General features: G+C 59.3%; 11 protein-coding genes. 7 read left to right on the plus strand and 4 right to left on the minus strand.

The genetic code is table 11. The features are described 5' to 3' along the window. The first annotated feature begins 81 nt into the window (after positions 1-81). Both metH and HP062_RS06870 read left to right on the plus strand, forming a co-directional pair. Positions 82-3792 carry a methionine synthase gene (metH, locus tag HP062_RS06865; protein ID WP_083376574.1) on the plus strand — a complete coding sequence of 1237 codons (3711 nt, stop codon included), beginning with the start codon at positions 82-84 and terminating at the stop codon, positions 3790-3792. An 864-nt stretch (positions 3793-4656) separates the two neighbouring features. Next, positions 4657-4875 (plus strand): DUF2970 domain-containing protein, encoded by a 219-nt coding sequence (locus HP062_RS06870; RefSeq protein WP_010460924.1) that lies wholly within the window; start codon positions 4657-4659, stop codon positions 4873-4875. Here HP062_RS06870 and HP062_RS06875 read toward each other — a convergent pair. Then, complete coding sequence (locus HP062_RS06875) at positions 4872-5945, minus strand: ABC transporter substrate-binding protein (protein WP_145310436.1); 1074 nt, start codon at positions 5943-5945, stop codon at positions 4872-4874. The genes HP062_RS06870 and HP062_RS06875 overlap by 4 nt on opposite strands. A gap of 524 nt (positions 5946-6469) precedes the next feature. On the opposite strand from HP062_RS06875, the gene HP062_RS06880 reads away from it, so the two are divergent. Further along, complete coding sequence (locus HP062_RS06880) at positions 6470-8128, plus strand: nitrite/sulfite reductase (protein ID WP_172791126.1); 1659 nt, start codon at positions 6470-6472, stop codon at positions 8126-8128. Continuing rightward, complete coding sequence (locus tag HP062_RS06885; protein ID WP_010460931.1) at positions 8112-8606, plus strand: DUF934 domain-containing protein; 495 nt, start codon at positions 8112-8114, stop codon at positions 8604-8606. The genes HP062_RS06880 and HP062_RS06885 overlap by 17 nt, the downstream gene beginning before the upstream one ends. Before the next feature lie 50 nt (positions 8607-8656). On the opposite strand, the gene HP062_RS06890 is transcribed toward HP062_RS06885, so the two are convergent. The 3 genes from HP062_RS06890 to sohB form a co-directional block, all read right to left on the minus strand. After that, positions 8657-12466 carry a dermonecrotic toxin domain-containing protein gene (locus HP062_RS06890; protein ID WP_172791127.1) on the minus strand — a complete coding sequence of 1270 codons (3810 nt, stop codon included), beginning with the start codon at positions 12464-12466 and terminating at the stop codon, positions 8657-8659. Next, the gene (locus HP062_RS06895) at positions 12463-17325 is read right to left on the minus strand and encodes an NEL-type E3 ubiquitin ligase domain-containing protein (protein ID WP_256666114.1); all 4863 of its coding nucleotides are present in this window, start codon (positions 17323-17325) and stop codon (positions 12463-12465) included. Before HP062_RS06895 ends, HP062_RS06890 begins: the two co-directional genes overlap by 4 nt. 132 nt (positions 17326-17457) lie before the next feature. Next, entirely contained in the window at positions 17458-18480 is a 1023-nt protein-coding gene (sohB, locus tag HP062_RS06900; RefSeq protein WP_172791128.1) for a protease SohB, read from the minus strand. Positions 18481-18684: 204 nt separating this feature from the next. Between sohB and HP062_RS06905 the strand changes: the two genes are divergently transcribed. The 3 genes from HP062_RS06905 to HP062_RS06915 all read left to right on the plus strand — a co-directional run bounded on the left by HP062_RS06905 (position 18685) and on the right by HP062_RS06915 (position 21916). Beyond that, positions 18685-19395, plus strand: a complete 711-nt coding sequence (locus HP062_RS06905) for a histidine phosphatase family protein (protein WP_172791129.1) — start codon at positions 18685-18687, stop codon at positions 19393-19395. 64 nt (positions 19396-19459) lie between these two features. After that, complete coding sequence (locus tag HP062_RS06910; RefSeq protein WP_172791130.1) at positions 19460-19774, plus strand: SCP2 sterol-binding domain-containing protein; 315 nt, start codon at positions 19460-19462, stop codon at positions 19772-19774. Positions 19775-20068: 294 nt separating this feature from the next. Continuing rightward, positions 20069-21916 (plus strand): amidohydrolase, encoded by a 1848-nt coding sequence (locus HP062_RS06915; protein WP_010460943.1) that lies wholly within the window; start codon positions 20069-20071, stop codon positions 21914-21916. The last annotated feature ends 18 nt before the right edge of the window (positions 21917-21934 follow it).

A 21934-nucleotide genomic window follows, 5' to 3' on the forward strand; every position in this document is an offset into this window, starting at 1 on the left:
TGCAAAACCGGAGCATGCTCTAAAAGCGCACAGGTTTGCTATTATCCCGGCCCTTCGTCATGGTCTTTTCGAGTAGTCCCAATGTCCGATCGCAGCGTTCGCCTTCAAGCTCTCAAGCACGCCCTCAAAGAGCGCATCCTGATTCTCGATGGCGGCATGGGCACGATGATCCAGAGCTACAAGCTCGAAGAGCAGGATTACCGGGGCAAACGCTTTGCTGACTGGCCAAGCGACGTCAAAGGTAACAACGACCTCTTGGTGTTGACGCGCCCGGACGTGATCGGGTCGATCGAGAAAGCCTACCTGGATGCCGGCGCCGATATTCTGGAGACCAACACGTTCAACGCCACCCAGGTTTCCCTGGCCGACTACGGCATGCAAGGTCTGGCATATGAGTTAAACGTAGAAGGCGCGCGCCTGGCACGCAAGGTGGCCGACGCAAAGACCCTGGAAACGCCGGACAAGCCGCGCTTCGTCGCTGGCGTGATCGGGCCGACCAGCCGCACCTGCTCGCTGTCACCGGACGTGAACAACCCCGGCTACCGCAACGTGACCTTCGATGAATTGGTGGAAAACTACACCGAGGCCACCAAAGGCCTGATCGAAGGCGGCGCCGACCTGATCCTGATCGAAACCATTTTCGACACGCTGAACGCCAAAGCCGCGATCTTCGCCGTGCAGGGTGTGTTTGAAGAGTTGGGTATCGAACTGCCGATCATGATTTCCGGCACCATTACCGACGCCTCCGGCCGAACCCTGTCCGGCCAGACCACCGAAGCGTTCTGGAACTCGGTCGCCCACGCCAAGCCGATCTCGGTCGGCCTGAACTGCGCCCTCGGCGCCAGCGAATTGCGCCCGTACCTGGAAGAACTGTCAAACAAGGCTGGCACCCACGTTTCGGCACACCCGAACGCCGGCCTGCCGAACGAATTCGGCGAGTACGATGAGCTGCCAGCGGAAACCGCCAAGGTCATCGAAGAATTCGCCCAGAGCGGTTTCCTCAACATCGTCGGCGGCTGCTGCGGCACCACGCCGGGCCACATCGAAGCCATCGCCAAAGCCGTGGCCGGTTATGCACCACGTGTCATTCCGGAAATCCCGAAGGCTTGCCGCCTCTCGGGCCTGGAGCCGTTCACCATCGATCGCAGTTCGCTGTTCGTCAACGTCGGCGAGCGCACCAACATCACCGGCTCGGCGAAATTCGCCCGCCTGATCCGTGAAGACAACTACACCGAAGCGCTGGAAGTGGCCCTGCAACAGGTTGAAGCCGGTGCCCAGATCATCGACATCAACATGGATGAAGGGATGCTCGATTCGAAGAAGGCCATGGTGACCTTCCTCAATCTGATTGCCGGTGAACCGGACATCTCCCGTGTGCCGATCATGATCGACTCCTCGAAGTGGGAAGTGATCGAAGCCGGCCTCAAGTGCATTCAGGGCAAGGGCATCGTCAACTCGATCAGCATGAAAGAAGGCGTCGAGCAATTCATTCACCACGCCAAACTGTGCAAGCGCTATGGCGCCGCCGTGGTCGTGATGGCGTTCGACGAAGCCGGCCAAGCCGACACCGAAGCGCGCAAGAAAGAGATCTGCAAACGCTCCTACGACATTCTGGTCAACGAAGTCGGCTTCCCGCCGGAAGACATCATTTTCGACCCGAACATCTTCGCCGTGGCCACCGGCATCGAAGAACACAACAACTACGCTGTGGACTTCATCAACGCCTGCGCCTACATCCGCGACGAACTGCCCTACGCGCTGACCTCGGGCGGCGTGTCCAACGTGTCGTTCTCGTTCCGTGGCAACAACCCGGTGCGCGAGGCGATTCACTCGGTGTTCCTGCTGTATGCGATCCGCAACGGTCTGACCATGGGTATCGTCAACGCCGGTCAGCTGGAGATCTACGACCAGATCCCGGCCGAGCTGCGCGACGCCGTTGAAGACGTGGTGCTCAACCGTACGCCGAACGGCACTGACGCCCTCCTCGCCATCGCCGACAAATACAAGGGCGACGGCAGCGTCAAGGAAGCCGAGACCGAAGAGTGGCGCAACTGGGACGTCAACAAGCGTCTGGAGCATGCGCTGGTCAAGGGCATCACCACGCACATCGTGGAAGACACCGAAGAATCGCGCCAGTCGTTCGCCCGCCCGATCGAAGTGATCGAAGGCCCGCTGATGTCCGGCATGAACATCGTGGGCGACCTGTTCGGCGCCGGCAAAATGTTCCTGCCGCAGGTGGTGAAATCCGCCCGTGTGATGAAACAGGCCGTGGCCCACTTGATCCCGTTCATCGAACTGGAAAAAGGCGACAAGCCGGAAGCCAAGGGCAAGATCCTGATGGCCACGGTGAAAGGCGACGTGCACGACATCGGCAAGAACATCGTCGGTGTGGTGCTCGGCTGTAACGGCTACGACATCGTCGACCTCGGCGTGATGGTCCCGGCGGAGAAGATCCTGCAAGTGGCCAAGGAGCAGAAGTGCGACATCATCGGCCTGTCCGGTCTGATCACGCCTTCACTGGATGAAATGGTCCACGTGGCCCGCGAGATGCAGCGTCAGGATTTCCATCTGCCGCTGATGATCGGTGGCGCGACCACCTCCAAGGCGCACACGGCGGTCAAGATCGAACCGAAGTACAGCAACGATGCGGTGATCTACGTCACCGACGCCTCCCGCGCCGTGGGCGTGGCGACGCAGTTGCTGTCCAAGGAGTTGAAACCGGCGTTCGTCGAAAAGACTCGCCTGGAATACATCGACGTTCGCGAGCGCACCGCCAATCGCAGCGCCCGCACCGAACGCCTGAGCTACCCGGCCGCCATCGCCAAGAAGCCGCAGTTCGACTGGAGCACTTATGTGCCGGTCAAACCGACCTTTACCGGTTCCAGGGTGCTGGACAACATCGACCTCAAGGTTCTGGCCGAATACATCGACTGGACGCCGTTCTTTATCTCCTGGGACCTGGCCGGCAAGTTCCCGCGCATCCTCCAGGACGAAGTGGTCGGTGAAGCCGCTACCGCGTTGTATGCCGATGCTCAGGAAATGCTCGCCAAGCTGATCGACGAGAAACTCATCAGCGCCCGTGCGGTGTTCGGCTTCTGGCCGGCCAACCAGGTGCGTGAAGATGACATCGAAGTCTACGGCGATGACGGCAAGCCGATTGCCAAGCTGCATCACTTGCGCCAGCAGATCATCAAGACCGATGGCAAGCCGAACTTCTCCCTCGCCGACTTCGTCGCGCCGAAGGACAGCGAAATCACCGACTACGTGGGTGGATTCATCACCACGGCCGGGATCGGCGCCGAAGAAGTGGCCAAGGCTTATCAAGACGCCGGCGATGATTACAACTCGATCATGGTCAAGGCACTGGCCGACCGACTGGCCGAGGCGTGTGCCGAGTGGCTGCACCAGCAGGTGCGGAAAGAACACTGGGGTTACGCCAAGGACGAGACGCTCGACAACGAGGCGCTGATCAAAGAGCAATACACCGGCATCCGCCCTGCCCCGGGCTACCCGGCCTGCCCGGATCACACCGAGAAAAGCACCTTGTTTGCCTTGCTCGACCCCGAGGCCAGCGAAATGCAGGCCGGCCGCAGCGGCGTGTTCCTCACCGAGCACTACGCGATGTTCCCGGCGGCAGCGGTCAGCGGCTGGTACTTCGCTCATCCGCAGGCGCAATATTTTGCGGTGGGCAAAATCGACAAGGACCAGGTGCAGAGCTACACATCGCGCAAAGGGCAGGAACTGAGCGTGACCGAACGCTGGCTGGCGCCTAACCTCGGTTACGACAACTAACCCAGGCGCCTGGCCACAATATTGTGGCCAGATGAGCCCCCTGTGGGAGCGAGCCTGCTCGCGAAGGCGATGTGACAGTCAACGAAGATGTTGAATGCTACGACCCCTTCGCTAGCAAGCTCTCTCCCACAGTTGTTTTGGGTCGTTCACAAACGTGTGGATCAACCCGATCAAGTGTGGGAGTGAGCCTGCTCGCGATGGCGCTATAACGTTCAACGAAGATGTTGAATGTTATGGCCACTTCGCTAGCAGGCTAGCTCCCACAGTTGTTTTGGGTCGTTCACAAACGTGTGGATCAACCCGATCAAGTGTGGGAGCGAGCCTGCTCGCGAAGGCGTTATAACGTTCAACGAAGATGTTGAATGTTATGGCCACTTCGCTAGCAGGCTAGCTCCCACAGTTGTTTTGGGTCGTTCACAAACGTGTGGATCAACCCGATCAAGTGTGGGAGTGAGCCTGCTCGCGATTGCGATGTGACAGTCAACGAAGATGTTGAATGTTATGGCCAATTCGCTAGCAGGCTAGCTCCCACAGTTGTTTTGGGTCGTTCACAAACGTGTGGATCAACCCGATCAAGTGTGGGAGCGAGCCTGCTCGCGAAGGCGATGTGACAGTCAACGAAGATGTTGAATGTTATGGCCACTTCGCTAGCAGGCTCGCTCCCACAGTTGTTTTGGGTCGTTCACAAACGTGTGGATCAACCCGATCAAGTGTGGGAGTGAGCCTGCTCGCGATGGCGATGTGACAGTCAACGAAGATGTTGAATGTTATGGCCCCTTCGCTAGCAAGCTCGCTCCCACATTTGCTTTGTGCATGCCGCGGATTGTCTATGCTTACTCTTCACACATTGATGACGAGGGATTTATGGACGATCCAGTCGACAACAAGCCACCGACCTTCTGGCAGATGCTGCAAAGCGTCATGGCGGCGGCGTTCGGTGTGCAGAGCGGGAAGAATCGGGCGCGGGACTTCACCCACGGCAAGCCGAGTCATTTCGTGATTCTGGGGATTCTGTTCACGGCCGTGTTCGCTTTGACGCTGTTCGGCATCGTGCAACTGGTGGTGCATCTGGCGGGGCGTTAGCGCATCAGGGTTTGCAAGCTGAACGGATAGCGATAGGAGGTCGGCCGGCCCTTGGCCGACAGACGACGGAAATTCACCCCGTAATCCGGTGATGCGCCCATGGCCAGCAACCGCTTGGCGTGGGCCTTGTCGATCAGTTGCAATACCGGAATCAACCGGTCGCGCCCGCCGTACTGGTCCAGATCCACGCCCATTTCCACGTCATGCAACTCCACCAGCGCCCAACCGCCCAATGTGAAGTGCCCGCCCACCAACACGCTCAGGCGACCGTCGATCATCGCCTGCAATGCAGCGGGCGACGTGTTCACCCCGCTGAACAAGGCATCTTTGCCGGGCACGCCACCCGTCTCCGAATAGGCTTGCATGGCGCCAAACGCCATTTCGTCATTGGCAGACCACACCAACGAGACATTCGGGTAACGCCGGAACAACAATTTGGCCTGCTCATAGGCCCTTCCCCGGCTCCAGCCACCGTAAACCACTTGGCGCAAGCGCACTTGCGGGTGCTCGGCCAAGGCGCGCAGCATGCCTTGTTCGCGCAGTTGCGACGACGGCGTGATCTTCAGGCCGGAAAACGCCAGTAATTCGATGACCTGCCCAGGCGCCACGGGTGGATGCTGGCGAATCAGCTCCTTGAGCATCAGGTAGCCGCCCTCCTCATCGTTCGGCACCAGGCTGCCCAATCGATCGGAACGCTCGCCCAGCAGGCTCAGCTGATTGGCTGTCAGCGAAGCGTTGACCGTAAACAGCTTCACCCCGCTGCCTTGAGCCAGGCGCAGAATCTGTGGAGCGACATACTGTTCGTTGACGAACACCAGATAGTCCGGACGATCGGGACCTTGCAGGGCCAGGCGGGCTTGCGCCACGGTGAGCTCGGGCATGCGTTGGGAATACAGAATTCGCAGATCAATGCGCAGATCCTTGGCGGCCGCCTGCATGAATTGCGAATAGCTGATCCAGAAGGCCTCATCCGTCTTGCCCGGATTGAGGAACAACACCGACTCTGCATGCGCAACAGGGCCCCAAGCCGCGCCAAGCATCAGCAGGAAGGTGTAGACAAACTTCAACATTAACGCCCGAGCCCCCGGAAATTTTCGCCGCGCATTATAGCCAGCGAAGTCCCGGCAAACGGCGTTTATTCCGGTTTTTGTCCGACAATCGTCGGAACCGGGCCCGGACGGGGTCGGTTATTGATGGCTGACCCAAAATACAGCGGTGCCCACGACCAGAATGATCAGGAACAGAATCGCCCAAGCATCGACCGTGCTATCAGGTTTTGTCGCTTTGGTAGGGTTGCTCATTGCATCGCCTCTTGTCGGTTTTATCGGTGATTGCATAAAGACTCGACCACAGTAAAGACGACGATTGCCCTCACCACAAATACGGGTTTATCCATAACGGATCTCGTTAGTCGTTTTGGTTCTTTACATATACTCAAACATCACTTTTGCGCATAACTGCAAACTGGTATCTTGCCCCGGCTCCGTAGGGAGTGCGCGGCCGTGCGCGCAGAATTGCCGAGGCAGCATCGGAGACCTCCAGGCGAAAAAACGCAACGGGATCCGACCGGCCCAAGCCTGAGAACAGGACTTATATGTACGTATATGACGAGTACGATCAGCGGATCATCGAGGACCGCGTCAAGCAGTTCCGTGATCAGACCCGACGCTATCTGGCAGGTGAGCTGAGCGAAGAAGAATTCCGCCCCCTGCGCCTGCAAAACGGGCTTTATATCCAACGCTTCGCGCCGATGTTGCGGGTGGCGGTGCCTTACGGCCAACTGACTTCGCGCCAGACGCGGATGATGGCCAAGATTGCCCGCGACTATGACAAGGGCTATGCCCACATCAGTACCCGGCAGAACGTCCAGTTCAACTGGCCGGCGCTGGAAGACATCCCGGACATTCTCGCTGAGCTGGCCACCGTGCAGATGCACGCGATCCAGACCAGCGGCAACTGCCTGCGTAACGTCACCACCGACCAGTTCGCCGGTGTCGCTGCCGATGAGCTGATTGACCCGCGCCCTTGGTGCGAGATCGTTCGCCAGTGGACCACGTTCCACCCGGAATTCGCCTACCTGCCGCGCAAGTTCAAGATCGCTATCAACGGTTCGACGTCTGACCGTGCGGCCATCGAAGTCCATGACATCGGCCTCGAGCCGGTGCACAACGCGGCCGGCGAACTCGGTTTCCGCGTGCTGGTGGGCGGTGGTCTCGGCCGTACACCGGTAGTGGGCGCGTTCATCAATGAATTCCTGCCGTGGCAAGACCTGTTGAGCTACCTCGACGCCATCCTGCGGGTCTACAACCGCTATGGCCGTCGTGACAACAAGTACAAGGCGCGGATCAAGATTCTGGTCAAGGCCCTGACGCCTGAAGTCTTCGCCCAGAAAGTCGACGCGGAAATGGAACACCTGCGCGGTGGCCAGACCACGTTGACCGAGGCCGAAGTGCATCGCGTCGCCAAACACTTCGTCGACCCGGAGTACAAGGCCCTGGACAACCAGGCGGCCCAACTGGCCGAGCTCGACAAAGAACACCCGGGCTTCGCCCGCTGGCGCACCCGCAATACCCTGGCCCACAAAAAGCCGGGTTATGTCGCGGTGACCCTGTCCCTGAAGCCGACCGGCGTTGCGCCGGGCGACATCACCGACAAGCAGCTCGACGCGGTGGCCGACCTGGCCGATCGCTACAGCTTCGGTCAACTGCGCACGTCCCACGAGCAGAACATCATCCTGGCCGACGTTGAACAGACCCAACTGTTCGCGATGTGGGGCGAGTTGCGCGAGCAAGGTTTTGCCACGCCAAACATCGGCTTGCTGACCGACATCATCTGCTGCCCTGGCGGTGATTTCTGCTCGCTGGCCAACGCCAAGTCGATCCCGATCGCCGAGTCGATCCAGCGTCGTTTCGAAGACCTGGACTACCTGTTCGACATCGGCGAACTGGACCTGAACATCTCCGGCTGCATGAACGCCTGTGGTCACCACCACGTCGGCCACATCGGCATCCTCGGGGTGGACAAGAAAGGCGAAGAGTTCTACCAGGTCTCCCTCGGTGGCAGCGCGAGCCGCGACGCCAGCCTGGGCAAGATCCTCGGCCCGTCCTTCGCCCAGGAAGCCATGCCTGACGTGATCGAGAAACTGATCGACGTGTACATCGAACAACGTACCGAAGACGAGCGCTTCATCGACACCTATCAGCGTATTGGCATCGACCTCTTCAAGGAACGCGTCTATGCAGCGAATCATTAAGAACAACGAGGTCGTCGACGAAACCTGGCACTTGCTGCCCAAGGATTTCAACATCGACGAGATCAGCAACTGCGACGACCTGATCGTCCCGTTGCAGCTGTGGCGCGAACACAGTCGTATGCTCAAGGCCCGCGATGGCGGTCTTGGCGTGTGGCTGGATGCCGATGAAGAAGCCGAGGAAATCGGTGAAGACGTCGATCAGTTCCAAGTGATCGCCCTGAATTTCCCGGCCTTCACCGACGGGCGCAACTACTCCAACGCACGTCTGCTGCGTGACCGCTATGGCTTCAAAGGCGAATTGCGGGCAATCGGCGATGTGCTGCGCGACCAGCTCTTTTACATGCACCGCTGCGGGTTCGACGCCTTTGCCATTCGCGCCGATAAAGACCCGTATGAAGCCCTTGAAGGTCTCAAGGACTTCTCGGTGACCTATCAGGCCGCCACCGACGAACCGCTGCCATTGTTCCGTCGCCGCTGATACCGGCAAAACCTTGAACCCCGCCCGGGGTTCAAGGCGCCCTCCTTCGCTTAGAAACCCGCACGCGCCTCCAGCGCCCGGAATGCCGCCATCGGGTGATCGAAGCGCCCGCTCCCGCGAATTATCCGCCCCCACATGTCCTCTGAAGCATCGGCCTCTTGCAACAATCGCCAGACTCGCGCCTGAAGTGACAGGTAACTGACCCGAAAGTCGGCCGTCAGGCTCAGCCGGTCTATGACGGCTAAAAACCGCGTACCGGAGGGTTTACCTGCCAATCGCTGCCAAAGGGCTTGCCGGGACTGTTGCAACGCTTCGTCGCAGTCGCGCAACCACACCGTCGGCGTACCATAATCCGCGGCCGGAGCGCTCAGCCACAGATTGATGCCCGTCTGTTCACGATGACTGATCAACCGGTGCAGCGTGTCCTCGTCTGTCAACGGATTGCCCCATAGCAATACGCGGTCGTCCGCCACCGCCTGATTGATGATCGCGGGCGGAACCCGGGTAATACGGTTGTCGCGCAGGTCCAGCATCGTCAGATAAGGCTCATCCTTGACCCCGACAGGGCAGCGATTGATCGCCGTATTCCTCAGGTTGAGCTGGCGTAAATTGTTCATGCCCAGCACCACTGGCGGAACGCCCAACGGGTTGTCGCTCAGGTCCAGGGTTTGCAAGTAGGTCAGATCACTCAATTGTGAAGCGGCGCGCTCAGTGAATGCCAACTGTGTGGCTCGCAGATTGAGTGAGACCAGTTTCGGCAACTGCCCGATAACGGGCGGCAAGGCGCGCCCTGCGTCACCGCCTACGAAGAAAGGACGCAAATCGAAGCCTTCCAGATTCAACACTTCAAGGTTCGGAAAGCCCTCCAGGAACCCGTTCAGACTCTCGTGCTCGGTCAGGTGAAAACCATGCATCGACAATTCGATCACATCGTTGAGCCTGGCATTCAGCGTGGGTAATCGGTGAAAGTCCTCGAAGGTCAGGTCCAGCCTGACACCACGCAGTTGCCCGTCGATATAGACACGATCTTGCAGCGGCCCGCGTTTTTGCCAAATGGCGACAAGCTCCACGGCAAGCTCAGTCCTGACCCCGCGCTCCTGTTGCAGGGCGGTGTGCAGGACGTGGGCATTGTGCACGGCGATTTGCGCAGGGTTCATCCCCTCCGCCTCCTCATCGCCCATGGCCACGAAGGGAACGTCCATATCGGCAATGTCTTGTACCGCTTGATCGACCCATTCGGTCAAATCGACATTGAGCTGTTGCAGTTGCAGAGCCAGCAGGTCGATATACGCCTGCACCCTGCCCTCTGCCAGCAGCAACACCTGATCAATGCTCGCGTCGCTGATGTCCGGATAAATATCCTTGAACTGCAACTTGATCGCTTGCAACTTCAGGGCGTCACCCTGAGGGGTTGTCGGGTAACCGCCGCCGCGCAGTCCCTGCCGTTCAAAGGTCAGCCCCGTGTCCAGCCTTTGCAGGCCGAGCAGGGTATCGGCACGGGACAATGCCCGATCGCCGAGGTTGAGCCGCAACGCCTTGGCCGGGTCTGGTGACGTGAGGTGCAACGCCGAGCGTTCCTCGTCCGTCAGCACGCCGAGGACCGCGTCATAGACATCCGTTTGCCGGCCTTGGCGCAGGTAACGGTTTCCGACCTTGATGATGTTTCGGCAGTGAGGGCTGTCAAGGGGGCCGCAACGATCAAGCACCCGGCCAGAGGACGCACCGTCGAGGACCTCAATGCGCAGGTCTTTCGGCCAGCCGGGCAGATTGTTCAGCGAGTGCAATGCCAGCGTGTCCGTCTCGGCATTCGCGACCGAGCGCAGGTAAAAGCCTTCATAGACCCGGTCGAGACGGACATGCTGTTGGTATTGCCGGGCTTTGCCGTCCAGTCGCGCGAATACCTGCCTGGCCTCGTTCGCATCTGGCAACGACGTGATGTCGATGCCATAGCGGTTGAGCATCTGCTCGATGGCGATTGTCGGCAGGTCGGGGTACTCGCGCTGAAATAGCCGGACCCATTCATGCTCCGACTTTTGCAGCGCTTCGTAGCGTCGGTTGAAAAGCACAGTGTCTGCTTCCAGACCGAGATCCTGATCGATCTTGAAGCGGCTGATGGTATCCGCCAATAAAGGGGTCGGTGGACGGCCCGTCTGCATCAACCGCAGCATGTCATCGTCGACCGCGCTGACCTTGGCGATCTGCGCCAGGACCTCATCGCTGAAGGAGGCCACCGAGGGGCCGATTCCACGGATCAATTCGATGCGAGGGTTCAAGGGCGTCGGCGCAACGGCCGGTTCCGACGCAGGACGGGCGCCCGGCTCTGCCGGATCGACGCTGGGCTCGCGGACGCGCTCCGCCATGCTATCGGCCTGCACAGCGCTCCCATTGAGCGCTGACTCGGCACCCAGCATCGGCAACGCATTCAGCAAGCCAAACACCGTGCGTGTCCGGCCCTCCGAGCGTTGGCCCGGCGTGTTTCCATTGACTGCCTGATTCAGGCCATACCCGGCGTCAATGAGTCCGGCCAATGCCAGCACCCCCTCGCCTCCTGGGACAAACAAGGCGAGCGGACCAAACCGGTTGACCCATTGCACAACGGGTTCGACGACGGCGCTCAACTGATCCCGGCTGACCTGCGCATCGTCACGGATGGCCCGAAGCTCTGCCCGTGCGGCCTGTTTCATTGTCATTAGCAGGCGGGCAAAAGGGTCGGTCGCCGCCGCCGGATCATCGAAGCCGATGTAATCGTTCGGGTCCCAATAGCCATCGTTGTTGAAGAAACCGGCGTTGTTGCCCAGCCAATGTTTAGCCGGATAAATCGCCATGCCATCCAGCGCTGTCAGAACGCCGGCGTGAAACGTTCCATCTTCGCGATCGTCTTCGGCAAAGTGACGGGCCAAGGCCTGCCTGGTCGCGTCGAGCTTGCCCTGCGTGGCAACCCACTGGCGCAACTGCGCGGTATTGGCGAATTCATGCAGCGGGGAAGAATTGCCAGGGATGTACACCAGCAAACGGGCACTGACGGTGTCACGGAAGGCCCAGATATCGGTCGCGGTGTAGCGGTACAGTTTCAGAAGGCCGAACTTGACGGTTGAAGGCACGCGAGTCGGTGCTTGCAGCTGCTCAAGGGTCAGCGTTTGCCAGGACTGATCGGCGGACAGACCTGCCGCCCGCATCGCCAGCGCCAGACCTTCTTGCGTCAGGCGTTGTTCATGTCGCTGCAACCAGGCCGCCATGACGAACGCCGCCTTGACCGACGTTCTCAATGCGGACGGTCTGGCCGCCACCTGCACAGCGTCGGCTGGCCATGCCTGATCGAGATACGCTTGGTACAGGTCCTTGAGCTCCAGCTCCCAGACCCATTTCTTGAAATCGGCGGGCCTGAGATTGAGCTGAGTCAGCGGCCCATATACCTGCGGGGTGGTCTGCCGGTAGATGCCTTCATAGGTCTGGTGATTGCCGCTGCCGTGATCGGCGAATTCGTCGACGTGCTCGACAATCCGAATCGTCGGTCCCACGTCCGGCGGCGTGTACAGGCCGAACGCCGTCTCGGCAAAACGCCCGTCACCCACCGTCTGGTCGTTGGACAGCAGCGCGTGCAGCAGCGACCGGGAACTTGCCACTCGTCCCTGCTCGAAACCGTTCTCGGCAGGATGACCCTTGTAATGGTAATCGAGCGTGACCAGCAAGGCCGTCTGCGGGTCGATGCCCGCGCCCCACTTTTGCTTGATCAGGCATTCGCCGAACTGCCCTGGGGATTGTGGCAAGGCGAGATCGATAACGGCTTTCAATTCATCACGCCATTTCGGCGCCGCCGACGGTGTCGGGCTATCAGCAGACTCGTGAGCGATGTCGTTCATTGAGCGGCCCCCGAATGGCTGGGCCCCGGGACTGGCGGCGCAGGATGGCGCATCAGCGCCGCACCGGTGAGCTGCCTGATCAATGCCCGACGTTCATTTTTGAAGTTATCGAAAATGGCGTTCAGGCGTTCGGTGGCCACTGGACGGGTGAGTTCAGCCTGCCTCTCCACCTGGGCAAAATCTCGTGCCGAGCGGTCGGCGATTGCCAGGAAACGATCTGGATTTGACACCTCCAGATACTCCACCCAAAACCGTTGGATGATCATCCATTCCAGCAACGCGCTGGTGCGTTCGGTGGTCAGGACTTTCTGATAAGCCCGTTCCAGCGCCGCCGGCGCCACCTCGACATCCAACGCCGATGTCACCATTCTGGGCTGAGCCGGCAAGCTCAGGCGTTCGGCCAGCCCCACGCGATACGCCAGACTGATTTCCAGAGCTTGTTCGTAGCTTCCGGACTGTGGACCGGTGCGCGCATTGATATCCGCCAGCGCAAACCCCTCGACCTCATGCAGCCTGAACAACCCCCTGAGCAGGGTGATCAGTTGCTGCTCCACCGAAGCAGGCCCGGTGAGGGCTGCGGCCATGGCCCGATAAAACAACACCTGCACTTCCATCTCACTGAAGAGTGCGGAGTAGCCATCAGCGCTGAACCTTCCGACCCGGGCCAGACGAAACAGCCTGCGTCGCAAGTCATCATCTTCCGTCGCAGCCTCCACGACACTCCACACCCGCTGGCTGAAGTGGCTGAACAGTCGTTTGTAATCGGCCGTCTCGGACAGTTGCGCAAGCACAGTGAAAAAGCTCCTGGATTCCGGATAGGCGCGCAATGAATCCCACAACCCGCGCTTGCGCCGGGTTTCGGTAGAGCCAAGCCCGGTCAGCCACGCGGAACTGTGAGCCTCGGTCGGCGAGTAAGCGCCTGGGCGACGGTAGTCCGAAGCAATGATCCCCAGGCTTACACCGGTCTTCTGCTGATGCACCACGACCTTTTTCAACGTGTCGGCGGACAGAGGATTGCCATACAGGTTGGTGCCTTTGTTCGGGACCGCATGCCCCTTGAAGACATCCTCAGGCAGGGTTTCGATCTGATTGTCTCGTAAATCCAGCTCACTCAGCCTGGGCAAACCGGAGGCGCCCAAAGGCCAGTTTTTTATCCCGGTGCCTTGCAGGTTCAGGTGTTCCAGGTGCTGCAACTTGCTGACATCGGGAGCCCTCACAAGGTTTGGGTTAAACGCCAGGTTCACTGATTGCAGGCTGGTCATATCGGCCAATTGAGTCACCGACTCAGAGGTCAGTTGAATGAGGTTGTCGCTCAGATCCAGATGAACCAACCCGGGCATTGAGCTCAACGCCAGCGGCAGCCTGGTCAGTTGATTGCCTCTCAATGACAAGCTTCGAAGAGTGCGGAAGTTTCTCAGGAAGGCGTTCAGCCCGGCGCTGGCGCCCACGCCGTCCAGCACCAACCTCTTGACGTGGCTGAAGTCCCCGACGATGACCGGCAATTCGCCCAGAGGCTGGGCGTCAAAGCTGAGTGTGGAGCGTAGGTTAGCGCCCGCTTCACTCGCCTCGGGCTCGTTGCGCCAGCAGCGAATGATCGCCTGAGCGATGCGATATTTGCTGAGATGACTGACCTCCTGCCTTGAGCCATCGGGCCGCAGATACCAGGTTTGCCGACTGACCCAGTGACTCAGTACCTGCCTGATGGTCTGAAATTGCAGCCTCAACGCTTCCAGCTTCTTCAAGACGACCGTCACGTTCTGCCCCAGATCATTTACCAACGCGTGAATGCGAACCGGGGAATGCATCGGATACAGTTCCAGCGCCCTGCGGACCAGGACGTCTTGGGTGGTTTTGATGAGCACGGGCCTCGGCATAACGGGAGAAGACGACGTCGCGTGCCTGTCTGCCAGCCGCATGGGGGAGGTGTAGCCCGCTCGCGGGGGGCGTGCATCGATCAGTTGCGCGATGGCGGTTCGCCGTGTCAGGGCGAGCTGCGTTATTTTCTCTCGCAACGCTGCCCCGCCGTCGCTCAGGTTAACGCCCAGTGCTGTTTTGAGCGGCGTCGAGAGTCCATGCCAGAGGGCCTTGAAATACTGTTCGCGCGTGCGTCCCGCGAATGCGGTGGCGGGAGCAATGTCGTCGATCGACACGCTGTATCGATCAGGATGGACGTCGATCTGCAGCTTCTGCGCAGCGTCCGCCGATCCAATGCTGGTCGACTCGCTTTGCACACCTGACGAAGCCTGCAACTGAACCCTGGTATTACCCGTCCATCCCGGCAGTTGCTCTAGGGTGTCGAGCACCAGGCGGTCGGTGGCCAGCCCACCCACGGCATTAAGGTACAACCCTTCGTAAGCGCGACTGATCTGCACCCGTTGCAAATAACGACGGGCTTCCTCCGCCAGACGCAAGGGTACGTTGCCCTCCTCCAGGCTGCTCAACTCCGCAGCATCGGCATGCCGCACCAGTTCTTCGGCAATCGCCGAGGGCAACTGGGCCATCTTGTCGATCAACACCGTGACCCGGGTATCAGCCGGTACTTCAGTACGTTTGTAAATCCGCTCGAACAGCGCGAGCTTGCTGCTTTCGGCTTGATCGGCAATGAGCTTTGTCAGGGCCTTTGCCCGCGCGCTCGCGTCCTGGGTAGTGGAGCCCAGAAGGCTTTGGCGTTGGGCGCTGTCCATGGCTGTCAGCAGCGAGGTGTGTAATTGGCCCTTATGCAAAGCATCCTGATTGAGGCTGACGGTTTTCCCCGGTAACGCCGTGGCCGCGCCATAGAAACCCGTTTGCCTGCCTGCGGCAGTGACAACTTTGATGGCCGAGTTGTCTGGCCAATGACGGGACGTCGTCAGCAGGTGCAATTGCAGATCCGGGTCTGCCAAGACTGCCGACGACGGGGTTTTCAACTGCTCGATAAAGTCGGTGACCGCAGCATCCGCCCGAAACCGCTGCACTGTATCGACCAGCAGTGCCGGTGGCCGGCTGCGGTCGACGTGTGCCTGGCGCAAGACCGTGTCCTCGATCCCGCAGACGGCAAGGATGTGCGTCGCCGTGGTATCGGGCACCTTGTCGCGGGTGTAACCGAAACGGCGAAACAATTTAAGCCGATCCCATTCTTGCGGCAGCTCAGAGTCATGGCGCCACGCCCCGACATCGTTGGTTTCGAGCTCGGGTGAATAGGTGCCGCCGCTCCCCACCGGGGCAATCACCTCCCACAGGTCCGTCGCCGTCTTTGGCCGCACGGCATACAAATGTGTATCGATTGGAAGGTACGCCTGACCGTCCATCCAGTGCAGTCCTCTCGCATCCGCTGCGAGTGCCGGGGGTAACCGTCGGCTCTGTTGATACACCGTAAGATCGGGATTCCACAGACGGCCCCGAGCGTCCACACCCGGAACCTTTCTCAGGCGCTCGATGAAGACGGATGTCCTGATGTTTTTAAACGCGGTACCAACAGCCGCCGAACCGGCGGCAAACGCGGCCATCAGGATCAGGTTTTCGATGGTATCGAACAGATAATCCGTGGCTTGCTCCTGCTCGCCCCTGGACCAACTGGCCACGCCTTCATACACCTCCGACAGCAACTGCATCACCGTCACAGCCAAGAGGATGTGGCCAACAAACGGCACAAACGATGCACCGAACAACAGGACATTAAGGCTGATGGCCTTGTAGGTCTCCAGCCTGTCCAGTCGGGATTTTTCGTCTTCATCGTCCGTGGGCACCACCAGAAGCCGGGCATCGGCGATGACCTGGTTCGCATACTGACGAAAAATTTCCTCGAACATGTCGCCTTGTATGTCCACACCCGACAGCGACACGTAGACACTGGTCGCGGGAAGCGGCGAGGAAACGGGGACGGACAAGCGTTTTTCAAGGGCTTGCAGAAACGCGGACCGTTCACCCAGCTTGATGTAGCGCATGAAGAATTTCTGGAACGCGGAGGTTCTCAGACGCTTACTCAATTCCACCTCGAAATCCGTGAAGGACGCGTATTCCTTCAACGGGTGCAGCGGGTCATCCGGCAGGTAGACCACGCAGCGGTAATCGTCATCGTCATGCTCCTCGACCGGCCCGATAAACATCGCGCCATTGACCGTGACATCAAACATTTCCAACGCCTGGTAACCCAGCGTGTGGTTGCCAAGTTTGACGGGGCGCTGTTCCTTGACTGACTTCAATGCCTGGTGCATTTCGACACTGATGGCTTTTTTCATCAGCGCGACATGCCGCTGTACTTCAAAGCTGTTCTTGGCGTGTGCAACATACTTGTTAGATAAGTGGTTGATACCGGACGCTGGCTCAAACAGTGATTTGACATGCGCCTGGTATTGTTTTCCAAGATCAAGTTTGCGGCACAACGCGGCGAACTCATGCGGCTCTATCGATAAGACTTTATTGACTGTGCCGGTGATGGTTTGCGGGATATAAATTAACGATGTATCGCTATAGTTTCCGGCCAGTGTTTCGCTGAGTTCAAAATTTTCACAGGCGGCCGACAGCAGATCCCGATCAATCGGCAGCACCAGTTTCTTGCGAAGTCCCAGCAGGCTGGACGTTGACCGCACGTGCTGGAAAATGACGCCCTGCGTATCCAGTGGCGTACCCAGCTTGTCCGACATGGCTTGAGCCAGTAAGGGGCGACAGACGCTTTCAGGCGATTTGAAGCCCTTCAGGAGGTCGGCAAGTTCACCTCTTGAACGATGGCTGGCGGTCAGGCTTTCATAAAGTTCACTTCGCCGTTGACTTGAGGCAGTCAACAACCAGGCAGGAGCATTACTTTTAATCAGATCAAAAAAGACACCCTGTTGATCTGGCGTCAACACAGGCGTGTTTGAGTTTGTGGGCGGAGAAGACATTGTGATCACTCGAAACTGACTAGGATCGCTAGCCTATCGAGCCACTTTTTTAAAAAGCGCTATCTATATACCGCCACAAAAAAACGGTCGCTTTCACTGCAAGGCAGTGCAAGCGACCGTTAATTTAAAGTGTTACCAAAAGCGTTGCTGGGTCAACCGGCTCCACCAGCTCAGTAATACGCGATCCACCGACCCACTGGCCGCCATCCCGATACGCTCTTGCAGGCTTTTGCGTTCGGCGTAATGCAAATGGTACAGCTCCGACTTCTTCGCTCGTTCAGCGAGGTATTCGTCGCTGGTCTTGAGTTCGTCCACCAGTTGCTTGTCCAGCGCGGCAATGCCAAGCCAGATTTCACCGGTGGCCACTTCGTCAATGGCCAGTTGCGGGCGATAACGCGAGACGAAGTTCTTGAACAACTGATGGGTGATGTCCAGGTCTTCCTGAAACTTTTCGCGGCCTTTCTCAGTGTTTTCGCCAAACACAGTCAAGGTGCGCTTGTATTCGCCGGCGGTCAGGACTTCGAAGTCGATATCGTGCTTTTTCAGCAAGCGATTGACGTTAGGCAACTGCGCCACGACGCCGATCGAACCCAGAATCGCAAACGGGGCGCTGATGATCTTCTCGCCGATACACGCCATCATGTAGCCGCCACTGGCCGCGACCTTGTCGATGCAGATGGTCAACGGCACGCCGGCATCGCGGATGCGCGCCACCTGCGAGGACGCCAGGCCGTAGCTGTGAACCATGCCGCCGCCGCTTTCCAGACGCAGTACCACTTCGTCTTTGGGCGTCGCCAACGTCAACAGTGCCGTGATCTCATGGCGCAGACTTTCAGTGGCCGACGCCTTGATGTCGCCGTCGAAATCCAGCACGAATACCCGCGGCTTGGCCTCGGGTTTCTTCTTTTGTTTTTTATCGGTTTTAGCCTGGGACTTGCGCAAGGCCTTGAGCTGGTCCTTGTCGAGCAAGGTTTGCTCCAGGCGTTCGCGCAGCTCTTTGTAGAAATCATTCAGCTTGCTGACTTGCAACTGGCCGGCCGATTTGCGCCGACCTTTGCTGCGCAGCGCCGCGAAACTGGCCAGGACCACCAGAATGGCGATCACCAGTGTCACGGTCTTGGCCAGGAAACTGGCGTACTCGGACAAAAACTCCACAGTGACTCCTTCAAAACGATGCGCGGCTTAAAACACGCGCGGGACAACGCCAGCATACCCATGCTCCGCCTCGGCGGCCAGCCGTGAAACCTCTGGCAACAGGCCTGTAACGGGCATTTCAAACAAGCGTATGTTTTTTCATTGACAGCTCACTGTCATCCTCATAACCTCGCCAAACCTTCAACGTACCGGGATGACGCGGACGTGGGCAGCATCTATCTGATTCGACATGGCCAGGCCTCCTTTGGTGCAGACGACTATGACGTCCTGTCGCCGACCGGTGTTCGCCAGGCAGAAATCCTCGGCCAGCACCTCGCCGAGCTGGGTGTCAGCTTTGACCGCTGCCTCTCGGGCGACTTGCGCCGTCAGCAGCACACCGCCACCAGCGCGCTGGAACAGTTCGCTGCCGTGGGCCTGCCGGTGCCGCCCCTGGAAATCGATTCCGCCTTCAACGAATTCGACGCCGACGCGGTGATCCGCGCGCTGCTGCCAGCCATGCTGGAGGATGAACCCGAAGCCCTGGACATCCTGCGCAATGCCGCGCAAAACCGTGCCGAGTTCCAGCGCATCTTCGCCCTGATCATCGAGCGCTGGCTTGCCGGCACCTATGACACGCCGGGGCTTGAAAGCTGGCTTGGGTTTGTCGAACGCGTACAGGCCGGTCTGCACCGCCTCCTCGAAAGCGCCGACAACACCCAGAAAATCGCCGTGTTCACCTCCGGTGGCACCATCACTGCCCTGCTCCACCTCATTACTCAGATGCCCGCAAGGCAGGCATTTGAACTGAACTGGCAAATCGTCAACACCTCGCTCAACCTGCTGAAGTTTCGCGGTCGCGAGGTGGCACTGTCTTCTTTCAACAGTCATGCGCACTTGCAGCTGTTGAAGGCACCGGAACTCATCACGTTTCGCTGAGTCCGGACTATTGTGACCCTGGCTGTAATCACCCAGCTCTAATTACCCAAGAAAGGATCGAACCATGACCTCCGTAGCTGATGCCGTACAAGCAATGAAAGCCAAGTTCAACCCAGCCGCCGCTGCCGGTCTGAACCTGGTATTCGGTTTCCGCATCGACGACACCAAGAATTTCTCGCTGGTCGTCAAAGATGGCACTTGCGAGCTGCAGGAAGGCGAAAATCCTGACGCCCAGGTCACTCTGGTGATGGACGGCGAAACCCTGCAAGGCATCGTCGACGGTTCGACCGACGGCATGCAAGCGTTCATGGGCGGCAAACTGCGCGCTGAAGGCGACATGATGCTGGCCATGAAACTGTCCGAGCTGTTCCCAAGCTAAGACGGCGGTTCCCGTCTTCGGGAACCTCTCTGGCTGCACACGAATCCCGCCCCTTGTGGCGGGATTCGTCGTTTTCCGCCCCCGCAAATCGGCTACCGGTGAATTTGCCGTCTATATTCCTTGTGGCCGCATGCGTCAGACATCGGCTGTTTGCCCCTCGATGAATTGACGGAGCGCACTGCCATGAGTCCACCTGACAACCACGAAGGTCTGAACCGCCGACGTGTACTGCAAGGCCTTTCGGCAGGCGCCGTCGGTGCCTGGATCAGCCCGCTCATCGCAGGGAGTAAAACCATGCCCGACACCCCGGCCGACCTCATTCTGTACAACGGACGCCTGCACACCGTCGACCGCAAGAAACCCCAGGCCAGCGCCGTCGCGATCAAGGACGGACGCTTCGTGGTAGTCGGCAGCGACGCCCAGGCCATGGCCCTGCAAGGCCCCGGCACACAGATCGTCGACTTGCACGGACGCACGGTGATTCCCGGCCTCAACGACTCGCACCTGCACCTGATCCGCGGTGGCTTGAACTACAACCTCGAACTGCGCTGGGAAGGCGTGCCATCGCTGGTCGATGCCCTGCGCCTGCTCAAGGACCAGGCCGACCGAACGCCCACACCGCAATGGGTGCGGGTGGTCGGTGGCTGGAACGAATTCCAGTTTGCCGAGAAGCGCCTGCCGACGATTGATGAACTGAACAAAGCCGCACCGGACACCCCGGTGTTCGTGCTGCACCTTTACGACCGCGCCCTGCTCAACCGCGCGGCGCTGAAAGTGGTCGGTTATACCCGCGACACGCCGAACCCGCCGGGCGGCGAAATCCAGCGGGACGCTAATGGTGATCCCACCGGCATGCTGATCGCCCGCCCGAACGCGATGATTCTCTACTCGACCCTGGCCAAGGGGCCGAAGTTGCCGCTGGACTATCAGGTCAACTCGACCCGCCAGTTCATGCGCGAACTCAATCGCCTCGGCGTGACCAGCGCCATCGATGCCGGCGGCGGTTATCAGAATTACCCGGACGACTATCAAGTCATTCAGCAGCTGGCCAAAGACCAGCAACTCACCGTGCGCATCGCCTACAACCTGTTCACACAGAAACCCAAGGAAGAGCTGACCGACTTCAAAAACTGGACCAGCACCTCCCATTACGGCCAGGGCGACGATTTCCTGCGGCACAACGGTGCCGGGGAAATGCTGGTGTTTTCGGCGGCCGACTTCGAAGACTTCCTCGAACCACGCCCGGACTTGCCGCAAACCATGGAACAGGAGTTGGAACCAGTGGTGCGGCATCTGGTGGAACAGCGCTGGCCGTTCCGCCTGCATGCCACCTACAACGAATCCATCAGCCGCATGCTCGACGTGTTCGAGAAGGTCAATCGCGACATCCCGTTCGACGGTTTACCGTGGTTTTTCGATCATGCGGAAACCATCACCCCGCGGAACATCGAGCGGGTCAAAGCCTTGGGCGGGGGCATCGCCATTCAGGATCGCATGGCTTTCCAGGGCGAATATTTCGTCGACCGCTATGGCGCCAAAGCCGCCGAACACACGCCGCCGATTGCGCGCATGCTCGCAGAAGGTATTCCGGTGGGGGCCGGCACCGATGCCACGCGGGTGTCCAGCTACAACCCCTGGACATCGATGTATTGGCTGGTCAGCGGCCGCACCGTTGGCGGACTGGAACTGTACCCGCAAGGCTTGAGCCGCGATACGGCGCTGGAACTCTTCACCCACGGCAGCGCCTGGTTTTCGTCCGAACAAGGCAAGAAAGGCCAGATCAAGGTCGGGCAACTGGCGGATCTGATTGCACTGTCGGCGGACTATTTCCACATCGACGATGAAGCGATCAAATGGATCGAGTCGGTGCTGACCATTGTCGACGGCAAGATCGTCTACGGCAGCGTCGAGTTTGAAAAACTCGGGCCGCCGCCGATTCCTGTGGTGCCCGAGTGGTCGCCCGTCGCCAAGGTGCCGGGCCACTGGAAACCCGTGGCGCCACTGACGGCGCAGGTGCATCAATGCATCGGCGCGTGCGCGGTGCATGCGCACAGCCACGAGCGGGCGCGATTGTCGTCAGCGCCGGTCAGCGACTTTCAGGGGTTCTGGGGCGCGTTTGGCTGTTCGTGTTTTGCGTTTTGAACAATGATTCCCCCACAC

Source organism: Pseudomonas sp. B14-6 (assembly GCF_013260315.1).
Lineage (GTDB): Bacteria > Pseudomonadota > Gammaproteobacteria > Pseudomonadales > Pseudomonadaceae > Aquipseudomonas > Aquipseudomonas mandelii.